We start from the raw sequence: 12,307 nt of genomic DNA, 5'->3' as shown, positions 1-12,307 counted from the left end.
ATGACCCCACCTATCCCTCACCGCCCGCTGGCCGCCATGTTCCGCAGCCTGCTGTCGGCACTGCTGTGTGGCGTGGTCTATACGCTGCTGGCCAGTCCTGCCGCCAACCTGCAGGACAGCACCACCCTGGCGCCGATTGCCGCCCCGGCCCCCGCGCTGATGATCGCGCTGCTGTGGCGCAAGCCGGCGCGCGACTGGTTCCCGTATCTGCTGGCGGTGTTCGTGGCCATGCTGGTGGTGGGTGACCGGGATAGCCTGCCAGTGCAGGTCGACGCCGGTTTCGCGCTGTTGAACGTGGTGCAGATCGTTGCCTGCATCTGGCTGGGACGACGCTTCGTCAGTCGCGACGGGCAGTTCGATGGTCTCTACAAGCTGGGCCGCTTCGTGGCGCTCCTGCCCTTGCTGGTGGTGGCGGTGGTGGCTGCCCTGGGGGCAAGCCTGGCGGCCGATGTGATGCCGGCCGGCTGGTGGGCCGAATGGCGCACGTTGCTGGTGGGCAATGGTCTGGCGATCCTGGTACTGACGCCGACCTGGCTGGTCTGGTCGCAGCTGCACTGGCGCAGCCTGCGCGGCGACCGGCCCTCCTTGCTCGGTGCCGCGGCCGTGGTGGCGGTATTGCTGGCATGTGCCGCCTGCGATTGGTCGGGCGAGGTGCAGCGTGTGCTGCTGTCGCTGGTGCTGGCCGGGGCCGCCCTGTACGGCGGCATGCGCAGTGCCACCCTGGTGACCAGCCTGGCCGCGGTGATGGCGGTTTTGCTCACGCTCTACGATATGGGCCCCTATCGCCAGGAAGGGCTGGACAGCACCTGGAGCCTGCAGGTCGACCTGGCCGGCCTGGCCATGCTGACCTTCTTCATCGCCGTGGCCATGCGCGAGCGGCAGGCGCTGGCGGCACGGATGGAACAGATGCGCCGCTTCGAATCGCTGGGATTGATGGCCGGTGGCATCGCCCATGACTTCAACAACGTATTGGGCGCTGCGGGTGGCTATGCCGAACTGGCCCAGGAACAACTGGACCCGGCCGCCCCGGCCCAGCGCCCGCTGTCGGAGGTGGTATCGGCAGTGCGTCGGGGGCGCGAACTGACGGAGCAGATCCTGCTGGCGGGACGTCGCGGAGATCGCCAGCGCAGCCTGCTGGACCTGCGCGAGCCGGTGGCCGAGGCGGTGCGGCTGGCCCGTCCCTTGTGCCGGGCCGGCGTGGTGATCGAGTTCCAGCCACCGGCCCAGCCGCTGGCAGTGCAAGGCCATGCCGGGCAGCTCTCGCGCGTGGCCCTGAACCTGATCCGCAATGCCAGCCAGGCTGCGCGCAGCCGAGTGGTGGTCAGCCTGCATGCCGGAGAGGCGCCAGCCGAAGCGCCCCTGGCCGGCGACTTGCCGCAACAGCAGGCGGTGTGGCTGGAGGTGGTGGATGACGGCAGCGGCATCGCCCCGCAGCACCTGTCGCGGCTGTTCGAACCCTTCTTCACCACGCGCGACGGTCCGGGCGGCAAGGGGACCGGACTGGGCCTGGCCATCGTGGCCGGCATCGCCATCGAACACGAAGGCGGCGTGGCCGTTGCCAGTGATGCCAGGGGCACGCGCTTCCGGCTGCTGCTGCCGGCTGCGGCCGCCACTGATCTACCGTCGCCTGCGGCAACACCGGAACCGACGTCCGACGCCGACCAGTTGCACGATGAGCAGGTCGCCAGCGGGCAGGGCCAATGCATCTTTGTGGTCGACGACGATGCGGCTCAGCGCACACTGTGTGCGCAATGGCTGGATGCGCTGGGCTATGCGCCCATCGTCTTCGACGACCCGCTGCTGGCGCTGGAGGAATTCGCCCTGGAGCCGCTGGCGGTGGATCTGGTGATCACCGACCTGGACATGCCGCAGATGCAGGGTGATGCCCTCATTGCGGCCCTGCGCGAACTGCGCGCCGATCTGCCGGTGGTGTTGTGCTCCGGTCAGGCCCACGTGGTGGACCTGGCAAGGACGCTGGGCGTTGCCGGCCTGACCAAGCCGCTTGAGCGAGCTGCATTGCGACGCGCTATCATGACCGCGCTGCCCGATACCGAACAAGGAACTCCATGAGCACTACCCCTCCCATCCGGGTGCTGGTCGTCGATGACGACCAGGCCATGCGCCAATTGCTGGTCGACTACCTGAGCGGCCACGGCCTCTCGGTCGACAGCGCCGCCACCGGTGCCCAGGCCCAAAGCGCCGTGCAGGAATCGGTCTATGACATGGTGCTGCTGGACCTCGGCCTGCCCGACATCGATGGCGCCGAACTGGCGCGTCGCTGGCGGGCCGAGAGCAGCATGTCCATCATCTGCGTGACCGGGCGCAATGAAGAGGCCGACATGGTGATGGGCCTGGAGCTGGGGGCCGACGATTACATCACCAAGCCGTTTTCGCCCCGCGAAGTGCTGGCCCGCATGCGTGCCGTACTGCGCCGCACCGCCACGCCAGCCGCCCCCGCGGCGCCGGTGACCCGTAGCAAGCACCCGCGTGCCTATCGCTTCGCCGGCTGGGACCTGAACCTGAACACCCGTCGCCTGACCGCGCCGGACCAGCGCCAGGTGAGCCTGACCAATGCCGAGTTCAGCCTGCTGGTGGCCTTCCTGGGCGCGCCGGGGCGCATCGTCTCGCGCGAGCACCTGCTGGAGAGCACGCGCGCCTTCGACGAAGTCTACGACCGTGCCATCGATGTCCAGATCCTGCGACTGCGCCGCAAGCTGGAAGCCGATCCCAAGAACCCGACCCTGCTGCGCACCGAGCGCGGCGCCGGTTATTTCCTGGATGCCGAGATCGAGACCCTGTGGGGCTAGCGCGGGACTGTCGGCGCGTCCCTCCCTGACGCATTGCGGTTCCTGCGGCGCAGCTGCGCGCCTGTCCAATTCCTGTTCCATGTTTCTTCCATGACCACCGTCACCCCTCCGTCATCGCGCCTGCGCGAACTCCGCCAGAACGTGCTGGCCGGCCTCACCACTTCCTTCGCCCTGGTGCCGGAATGCATCGCCTTCGCCCTGGTGGCGCAGTTGAATCCGCTCATGGGGCTGTATGGCGCCTTCTTCATCTGCACCATCACCGCGCTGTTCGGTGGCCGGCCGGGGATGATCTCGGGGGCCGCCGGTTCGATGGCGGTGGTCATCGTGGCGCTGGTGGTGCAACACGGGGCGCAGTATTTCCTGGCCACGGTGGTGTTGTCAGGCCTGATCATGCTGGCCTTCGGTGCGCTCAGGCTGGGCAAGCTGGTGCGCATGGTGCCGCATCCGGTGATGCTGGGCTTCGTCAATGGCCTGGCGATCGTGATCGCGCTGTCGCAGCTGGAACATTTCCGTACCAGTACGCCGTCCGGGCCACAGTGGCTGCAGGGGACGTCGCTGTGGATCATGATCGGCCTGACCCTGGCGACCATGCTGGTGGTGTGGCTCCTGCCACGCGTGACCAAGGCCATTCCGCCCGCACTGGCAGCCATTCTCGGAGTGGGTCTGCTGACCTATGTCAGTGGCCTGCACACGCGTACCCTGGGCGACATGGCGCAGATCGCCGGTGGCTTGCCGCCGCTGCATCTGCCCAGCGTGCCGTTGACCCTGGAGACGCTGCGCATCGTCGGACCGTATGCGGTGCTCATGGCCATTGTCGGCCTGCTGGAAACGCTGCTGACCTTCAACCTGACCGACGAAATCACCGCCAGCCGTGGCCAGCCCAACCGGGAATGCCTGGCGCTGGGCGCGGCCAATGTGGTCTCGGGCCTGTTCGGCGGCATGGGTGGTTGCGCCATGATCGGTCAGACCATGATCAACCTCGGCTCAGGCGGCCGTTCGCGACTCTCGGGCGTGGTGGCGGGGGTGATGATCCTGTTGTTCATCCTGTTCCTGTCTCCGGCCATCGAGCGTATTCCGCTGGCGGCACTGGCCGGCGTCATGTTCGTGGTGGCGCAGGAGACCTTTGCCTGGGGCTCGCTGCGGGTGCTGGGCAAGGTGCCGCGGAACGATGCGCTGGTCATCATCGCCGTCACCGTCATTACCGTCTTGACCGACCTGGCGGTGGCGGTGTTGTGCGGCATCGTGATCGCCGCGCTCAACTTCGCCTGGGAGCACGCACGCGAAGTGCGTGCCGAGGTAGTCGACGAAGACGATGGCAGCCGTACCTACCTGCCGCATGGCACCCTGTTCTTTGCCTCGACCACGCGCTTCCTGGAACTGTTCGCGACCCAGGACGACCCGCAACAGATCACGCTGGATTGCCGCCACCTGCGCCTGGCCGACCATTCGGCCATTGCCGCCGTGCAGACGCTGGCCGAGCGCTATGTGCGGCTGGGCAAGGACTTGCGCGTGGTGGCACTGTCCCGGCGATGCCGCCAGTTGCTGCAGCGGGCGGGTGTGCCGCATGTGGACTGAGCCATGAAAAAAAACGCCCGCCCTCGATAAGGAGGCGGGCCAAAGTACCACGGGAAACTTGTCTGAAAAGCGGCTCGCATCGCAGGATGCGAGCCGTTTTTGTCTGGGTGTGTCGGGTTTACAGGCCCAGGAAATCCATCTTGCCCAGCTTGACGCCCTGGTGACGCAGGATGTCGTAGGCGGTGGTGATGTGGAAGAAGAAGTTGGGCAGGCCGAACACCAGCAGGTATTCGCGTGCGCTCATGCTGCGCTCTTCGCCGCGCAGCTTCATGGTGATGACACGGTCTTCCTGGCCGTTGACCGCATCGGCGGGAATGGATTCGAGGAAGACGATGGTCTTGTTGATGCGGGCCTGCAGTTCGTCGAAGCTGGTCTCGTCATCGCTGAAGGCCGGCGCGGCCACGCCCGAGAGGCGGCTGGCGGTGGCCTTGGCGGTGTCGCTGGCGCGCTGTACTTGCGCCGTCAGCGGGAACATGTCTTCGTACAGGCGTGCCGAGAGCAGCTGCTGCGGTTCAAGCTTGTGCTGGTCGGCATGTTGCTCTGCCTTGTCGAGCAGGGAGGACAGATTGTGCAGGGCGCGGATCAGCGGGGTGATGCCGACTTCGTGCAGGGTGATGGACATTTTTTTTTCTGGGATGAAGGTGGATGACAGTCTCCGGATGCGCTAGCGCATCGGGAGACTGGAACATTACTACCGTGAAGATACCTGCGTCGCAGCTGGCTGCGGCGTACTCCAGCCGCCGCCCAGGGCGCGGATCAGGTTGACCGTGGAGCGGGCGCGCTCGCCATCGAGGGTGACCGAGGCGCGCTGCAGTTGCAGCACGGTGCGGTCGGCATCGATGACGTTGAAGTAGCTGACCGCGCCTTCGCGATACTGGGTGTGGGAGAGCCGGGCCGCACGCGAGGACGAGGCGACCGCTTCGTCCTGGGCGCGGTTCTGGTCGTCCAGGATGCGCAGGTTGGCCAGGTTGTCTTCCACTTCGCGGAAGGCATTCAGGACCGTGCCGCGATAGGTGGCGACCTGTTCTTCATAGCTGGCGCGGGCGCGATCGACGCCGGCCTGGCGACGGCCGCCATCGAAGATCGGCATGGTCAGGGCGGTGCCCACCAGCGGGCCGAGCAGGAAGGTGCGGCTGGACCAGTTGAAGAGATCACCCAGTTGGGCCGACTCGTAGCCCAGACCACCGGTCAGGTTAAGGGCCGGGAAGAAGGCCGACTTGGCCACGCCCACGCGGGCATTGGCGGCGGCCATGGCACGTTCGGCGGCAGCGATGTCGGGACGGCGCTCCAACAAGGTCGAGGGCAGACCGGCCGGGACCGAGATCGCCAGTCGCTTCAGCGGTTGCGGCGGCAGCGCGAACTCGGCCGGGGTACGGCCCAAGAGGATGGCCAAGGCGTGTTCGGCGGTGGCGCGCTGGCGGGCAATGCCCAGCGCTTCCGATTGGGCCGAGGCCAGTTCGGCGCGGGCGCGGGCTACGTCGACTTCGCTGATGTCGCCCTCATCGAAACGGCGCTGCACCAGGCGCAGCGATTCCTGGCGCAGATCGACGGTGCCACGATAGAGCTCGGCGGCGGCATCCAGTTCACGCACCTGGAAATACTGTTGCGCGACGTCGGCCTGCAAGGCCAGCAGCACCGAATGGAACAGCGCTTCGCTGCGCTGGGCATCGGCGGTGGCGGCATCGACCGTGGAGGCGACGCGGCCGAACAGGTCCACTTCATAGGACACACCCAGTTGCGCCCGGTACAGGGTGTTGGGCTGGGTGTTGGCATCGGCCGGCAAGCCCTGCGAGGCCGGCGAGGGCCGTTGACGCGTGGCACCCAGGCCGGCGTCGATCTGCGGGAAGTAACCAGAGCGTGCATCGCGGGTCAGTGCGCGTGCCTGGCCCAGCCGCGCGGCGGCCGCCTTGAGGTCCTGGTTGGCCTGCTGAGCGCGGTCTTCCAGGGCGTTCAACTGGTCGTCGCCGAAGATCTTCCACCATTCGCCACGGGCGATGTCTTCGGCGGGCTGGGCGGCCTTCCATTGGCTGCCGTTTTCACCGGTCTGGGTGGTGGGGGCGGCTTCCTTGAAGGCGGCCGGGGTATCCACCGAGGGACGCTCGTAGGTGGGCGCCACCGAGCAGCCGGCCAGCACCAGCAAGGTGGCCAGCAGGGCCGAGCCGATGCGCACGGGGCGCAGCAGGCGGGTCATCGATTGAGTCATCATTTTTCTTGCTCCATTCATGGGCTGATCCGGGGATCAGCGATCATCCTGCGGGCCGGGGGCGGCGTGGCTGACTTGCGGCACATGCGAACCGGCGGTCATCGGGGCTTCATGATGAGAGGCCGAGTGCAGCTGGCGGCGGTCGATGGTGCGCAGCAGGACGTAGAACACCGGGGTCAGGAACAGACCGAACAGGGTCACGCCCAGCATGCCGAAGAACACCGCGATGCCCATCGCATGGCGCATTTCCGAACCGGCGCCAGAGGAAGTCACCAGCGGCACCACACCCATGATGAAGGCGATCGAGGTCATCAGGATCGGGCGCAGACGCAGGCGGCTGGCTTCGATGGCGGCTTGTACGGCGGTACGGCCTTGCATCTCCAGTTCGCGGGCGAATTCCACGATCAGGATGGCGTTCTTGGCCGACAGGCCCACCAGGACCATCAGGCCGATCTGGGTAAAGATGTTGTTGTCGCCACGGGTCAGCCAGACGCCGGTCAGGGCGGCCAGGATGCTCATGGGGACGATCAGGATCACGGCCAGCGGCAGGGTCAGGCTTTCATACAGGGCAGCCAGCACCAGGAACACCAGCAGCACGCTGATCGGGAACACCCACACGCCGGCATTGCCTGCGAGGATCTTCTGGTAGGTCAGGTCGGTCCATTCGAACTTGATGCCACGTGGCAGGGTTGCAGCAGCCACGCGTTCGGCGGCGGCCTGGGCCTGGTCCGAGGAGTAACCCGGGGCCGGGCCGCCGTTGATGTCGGCGGCGGTATAGCCGTTGTAGCGCACCACCATTTCCGGGCCGAAGGTCTGCTTGACCTTCACCACCGAGGACAGCGGCACCATCTCGCCGGCAGTGTTGCGGGTCTTCAGCTGGGCGATGTCCTCGGCCTTGGCGCGGAAGGGTGCGTCAGCCTGGGCACGGACCTGATAGACACGGCCGAAGCGGTTGAAGTCGTTCACATACAGCGAACCGAGGTAGATCTGCATGGTGTTGAAGACGTCGGTCACCGGGATGCCGAGCTGCTTGGCCTTGACGCGATCCAGTTCCACATCCAGTTGCGGCACGTTGATCTGGTAGCTGGAGAACATCGGACCCAGCGCCGGTTCCTTGGCGGCGGCCTTCATGAAGGCCTGTGCGGCCTTGTCCAGTTCGGCGTAGCCCAGTGCGTCACGGTCTTCGATCTGCATCTTGAAGCCACCCAGGGTACCCAGGCCCATCACCGGCGGTGGCGGGAAGACGGCGGTGAAGGCTTCCTTGATGCCGCCGAACTTCTTGTTCAGCGACGCGGCGATGGCATTGCCCGAGAGCTCCTTGCTCTTGCGCTCTTCGAAGGGCTTCAAGCCCACGAAGACGATACCGGCCGAGGAACTGTTGGTGAAGCCATTGATGGACAGGCCGGGGAAGGCAATGGCGCTGGCCACACCCGGTTCCTTCAACATGATGTCGCTCATCTTGCGCATCACTTCTTCGCTGCGGTCAATCGAAGCACCGTTGGGCAGTTGTGCGAAGGCCACCAGGTATTGCTTGTCCTGGCCCGGCACGAAGCCGCCGGGGACGATGTAGGAAACGCCCAGGGTTGCGGCCAGCAGCACCACGTAGACACCCATGGTGGCGCCCTTGCGCTTGATCACGCCGGTCACGCCGGTGCCGTAGTTGTCGGAGGCGCGGTTGAAGAAGCGGTTGAAGCGGATGAAGAAGCCACCCAGGAAGCGGTCCATCTGGCGCGTCAGCCAGTCCGGCTTGTCGCCATGACCCTTGAGCAGCAGGGCGGCCAGGGCCGGGGACAGGGTCAGCGAGTTGAAGGCCGAGATGACGGTGGAGATCGCAATGGTCATCGCGAACTGCTTGTAGAACTGGCCGGTCAGGCCGGTCATGAAGGCCAGCGGCACGAACACCGCCACCAGCGTCAAGGCAATCGCGATGATGGGGCCGGACACTTCCTGCATGGCGCGATAGGTGGCGTCACGCGGCGAGAGGCCGGCGCCGATGTTGCGTTCGACGTTTTCGACCACCACGATGGCGTCATCGACCACGATACCGATGGCCAGCACCATGCCGAACAGCGACAGCGCATTGATGGTGTAGCCGAAGCCCAGCATCAGCGAGAAGGTACCGATGATGGACACCGGCACCGCCAACAGCGGAATGATGGAAGCACGCCAGGTCTGCAGGAAGATGATCACCACGATCACCACCAGGGCGATCGCTTCCAGCAGGGTGTGGACCACCGCTTCGATGGAGGCGCGCACGAACTGGGTCGGGTCATAGACGATGCTGTAGCTGACCGAGCTGGGGAAGTCGGCCGACAGTTCCTTCATCGCTGCGCGCACCTGGGTCGAGACATCCAGCGCGTTGGCGCCGGGGGCCTGGAAGATGGGGATGGCGACGGCCGGCTTGTTGTCCAGCAGCGAGCGCAGGCCGTATTCGGAGGCGGCCAGTTCCACCCGGGCGACATCGCCCAGGCGGGTGGTGGCGCCGTCCGGCGAGGCCTTCAGGATAATGTCGCGGAATTCGCCTTCGGTCTTCAGGCGGCCTTGCGCGTTCACCGACAGCTGCAGCGGGGTATCCGGCGCGCTGGGGGAGGCGCCGATCACACCGGCGGCCACCTGCACGTTCTGTTCGCGGATGGAGCGCACCACGTCGCTGGCGGTCAGGCCGCGCTGGGCCACCTTGTTGGGATCGAGCCAGACGCGCATGGCGTAGTTGCCCGAGCCGAACAGGCCCACTTCACCCACGCCCTGGATGCGTGCCAGGCGGTCCTTGACGTTCAGGACCGCGTAGTTGCGCAGGTAGGTGGTGTCGTAGCGGTTGTCGGGCGAGGTCAGGTGCACCACCATGGTCAGGGTGGGCGAGGACTTGAGTGTGGTCACACCCAGGCGCTGCACGTCTTCCGGCAGGCGCGGCAGGGCTTGCGAGACGCGGTTCTGCACCAGCTGCTGCGCCTTGTCGGGGTCCACGCCCAGGCGGAAGTTGACGGTGATGGTGAGGTTGCCGTCGCTGTTGGCCTGCGACTGCATGTAGAGCATGTTTTCCACGCCGTTGATCTGCTCTTCCAGCGGCGAGGCCACGGTTTCGGCGATCACCTTGGGGTTGGCGCCGGGATACTGCGCGCGCACCACCACCGAGGGCGGCACCACTTCGGGATATTCCGAGATGGGCAGCTGCAGCATGGCCAGCACGCCGCCCAGCAAGAGCAGTACCGACAGCACACCCGCGAAGATCGGGCGGTCGATGAAGAATTTAGAGATATTCATGTAGGTTCCTTGTCAGCCGTCGGGATGCAACCGCCCTTGCAGGAGGGCGATGCGCCCCCGCGGCTTGTTCTTCCTTGAATGCGAGAGAGGTCCGTGCGGGATCAGGCCTTGCCGGCGTCGGCAGCCTTGGCAGCCTGGGCCTGCATCGGCACCACGGTCGGGGTGATGGCGTCACCCGGACGGATGCGTTGCAGTCCGTTGACCACGATGCGTTCGCCCGGCTGCAGACCCTTCTCGATGACCACCAGACCGTCATGGCCGGCACCCACCACCACCTGGCGGTAGTTGGCGTGGTTGTCCTTGTCGGCCACCATCACGAAGCGCTTGTCCTGATCGGTGCCGACGGCCTTTTCATCAATCAGCACGGCCGCATGCGGCTCGCCGCCCCCCAGGCGTACGCGGGCGTACAGGCCGGGGACCAGCTGGCCGTCGGCGTTGTCGAACACGGCGCGCACGCGGATGGTGCCGGAGGCGGTATCGAGCCGGTTGTCCACCGAGCCCACGCGGCCCTTGCGGGAGTAGGCGTCCTCATTGGCCAGGCCCAGTTCCACCGGGACGGTGGTGCCGGCGGCGCGGGCCGGGTTGACGTATTTCAGGAAGCTCTGTTCATCGACGTCGAAGGACGCGTACACCTTGGCCACCGAAACCAGGGTGGTCAGCGGGGCATTGGCCGCACCCGGGGTGACCACGTTGCCCAGGGTGACTTCGGCGCGCGAGATGCGGCCCGAGACTGGGGCGGTGATGCGGGTGTATTCCAGGTTCAGGCGGGCGGCGCGCAGGGCGGCGCGGGCGGCGGCGACATTGGCCGAGGCTTCGCGGGCGGCGTTCTGCTTTTCCTCGAAGTCGCGCTTGGCGATGGCGTTGTCGCCCAGCAGGCGCTGGCCGCGTGCCAGGTCGGTGGCGGTATAACCGGCACGGGCTTCGGCGCCGGCCAGTTGGGCTTCGGCGCGGGCCACTTCGGCTTCATAGGGACGCGGGTCGATGGTGAAGAGCACATCGCCCTTCTTGACCAGCGCGCCATCCTTGAAATGCACGGCGGTCAGCGTGCCGCCGACCAGGGGGCGCACTTCGACGCGGTCGACCGCTTCGATGCGGCCGGAGTAGGACTGCCAGTCGATGATCTGGCGCTGGACCACTTCGGCCACATCGACCGGCGCGCCGGCAGCAGCTGCAGTGGGGGCGGTGGAGGCATTGGCCGACAGGCCGACCACCGAGATGGCGCCGCCGACCGACAGGGCGATGACGGCCAGGACGGTGGCAGTAAGGGCGAAGCGCTTGCGCAGGGGAGCAGGAGTTTGCATGTTCTTATCCTCAGAATGGAGTGGAGGGGTGGAGCTTGAAGGGCATGAAGTCGTGACCGGATTCGTCGCGTTGCAGGCTGGCGAAGCGACAGCGCAGGAAATTGACGATTTCCTTGAGTAGCGGCAGGTGTGTACGCAGGGCGCCGTGCGTGATGCCGGCAAAGCGCGAGACCTGCGTGGGCACGCCGGCGCGGATCAGGCTGGAGGCGTACTTCTCGGCCTCCGGGCAGAGCACGTCGCGTTCTGCCGTGGCAATGAAGGCCGGTGGCAGGCCGGCCAGGCGGCTCACCTCCAGCGGTGCGGCATAGGGGTGCAGGCGCTGCATGGTCTGGGGCAGGTACTGGCGATAGCTGGCGGCGCAGGTTTCGGCGGTGAGGTCCGATTGCAGGCGGCCGGCATCGCCCAGCAGGCGCATGCTCGGGTCCAGCATGGGGCTGATCAGGACCTGCGCGGCCAGTGGCTTGCCGCAGCGGTCGCGGGTCATCAGGGTGAGGCTGGCGGCCAGGCTGCCACCGGCATCGTCACCGGCCACCACCATGCGGTCGAGGTCGACATTGAGTTCGTCGGCGTGCTTGCAGGCCCAGCTGGCGGCGGCGAAGGCGTCTTCCGGGGCGGCCGGGAAGGGTTTGGCCGGCGCCAGCGCGTAGCCTACCGACAGCACCACGGCCTGGCCGTGATGGGCGATGAAGCTGGCCGGGGCGTCGGCGTCATCCAGCGAACCACTGGTGAAACCGCCGCCGTGGAAGTACATCACCAGCGCCCGTTGCTCACCTTTGGCGGCGGCCTGCGCCGGCTGGTAGAGGCGCACGGGGATGCGTCCCAGCGGGCCGGGAACGAAGAAATTGCGGATATCCAGCGAATGCGAGGCTTGCATGATGTGCGCCCGGGCCGAAGCCACTTGTCCAAGAATGTGGCGAATTGTGCGGCACAGCAGGGTCGCGAATAAACACATATAATCCAACAACACTGTTCGGTAGGTCTGAACAATCGCGATGACAAGTTCGGTCATGGCGGGGCTCCTTTCTGGGATGTCTGAGGCTGCCAAGTACGGATTTCCTGACTGATTGCACCAGTGTTTTTCTGGTGCAATAGCGCGGGGAAGCGCGTAGTTGCCGCGTAATTGGTGGTTATTTGTTGTAAATTGATTCAATTCGAGCGGG

The 12,307-nt window shown here is 66.2% G+C and carries 8 protein-coding genes; 3 read left to right on the top strand and 5 right to left on the bottom strand.

Features of this window, described 5'->3' with window-relative positions:
* The 3 genes from HWE04_RS11875 (at position 1) to HWE04_RS11865 (ending at position 4,382) form a co-directional block, all read left to right on the top strand.
* The gene (locus HWE04_RS11875; protein WP_241812521.1) at positions 1-2,070 is read left to right on the top strand and encodes an ATP-binding protein; all 2,070 of its coding nucleotides are present in this window, start codon (positions 1-3) and stop codon (positions 2,068-2,070) included.
* Complete coding sequence (locus tag HWE04_RS11870) at positions 2,067-2,807, top strand: response regulator transcription factor (RefSeq protein WP_006464062.1); 741 nt, start codon at positions 2,067-2,069, stop codon at positions 2,805-2,807. Before HWE04_RS11875 ends, HWE04_RS11870 begins: the two co-directional genes overlap by 4 nt.
* A gap of 90 nt (positions 2,808-2,897) precedes the next feature.
* Positions 2,898-4,382 carry a SulP family inorganic anion transporter gene (locus HWE04_RS11865; RefSeq protein ID WP_241812520.1) on the top strand — a complete coding sequence of 495 codons (1,485 nt, stop codon included), beginning with the start codon at positions 2,898-2,900 and terminating at the stop codon, positions 4,380-4,382.
* 118 nt (positions 4,383-4,500) lie between these two features.
* Here the strand turns inward: HWE04_RS11865 and HWE04_RS11860 are convergent, their stop codons facing one another.
* From HWE04_RS11860 to HWE04_RS11840, 5 genes are all read right to left on the bottom strand, one after another.
* Positions 4,501-5,004 (bottom strand): DUF1993 domain-containing protein, encoded by a 504-nt coding sequence (locus HWE04_RS11860; RefSeq protein ID WP_102663268.1) that lies wholly within the window; start codon positions 5,002-5,004, stop codon positions 4,501-4,503.
* A gap of 69 nt (positions 5,005-5,073) precedes the next feature.
* Positions 5,074-6,588, bottom strand: coding sequence for an efflux transporter outer membrane subunit (locus tag HWE04_RS11855; protein WP_241812519.1), 1,515 nt, complete (start codon positions 6,586-6,588; stop codon positions 5,074-5,076).
* 33 nt (positions 6,589-6,621) lie between these two features.
* Positions 6,622-9,846 (bottom strand): efflux RND transporter permease subunit, encoded by a 3,225-nt coding sequence (locus HWE04_RS11850; RefSeq protein ID WP_006464058.1) that lies wholly within the window; start codon positions 9,844-9,846, stop codon positions 6,622-6,624.
* A gap of 101 nt (positions 9,847-9,947) precedes the next feature.
* The gene (locus HWE04_RS11845) at positions 9,948-11,147 is read right to left on the bottom strand and encodes an efflux RND transporter periplasmic adaptor subunit (protein WP_077235818.1); all 1,200 of its coding nucleotides are present in this window, start codon (positions 11,145-11,147) and stop codon (positions 9,948-9,950) included.
* A gap of 10 nt (positions 11,148-11,157) precedes the next feature.
* Positions 11,158-12,021 (bottom strand): alpha/beta hydrolase, encoded by an 864-nt coding sequence (locus tag HWE04_RS11840; RefSeq protein WP_413628619.1) that lies wholly within the window; start codon positions 12,019-12,021, stop codon positions 11,158-11,160.
* Positions 12,022-12,307 lie beyond the last annotated feature (286 nt).

The sequence above is a fragment of the Herbaspirillum sp. C7C2 genome, from assembly GCF_022627865.1.
In the GTDB taxonomy this organism is placed as follows: Bacteria; Pseudomonadota; Gammaproteobacteria; order Burkholderiales; family Burkholderiaceae_D; genus Herbaspirillum; species Herbaspirillum frisingense.
The sequence above is the reverse complement of the archived record's forward strand: the minus strand, read 5'-3'. Positions and strand labels throughout refer to the sequence as shown.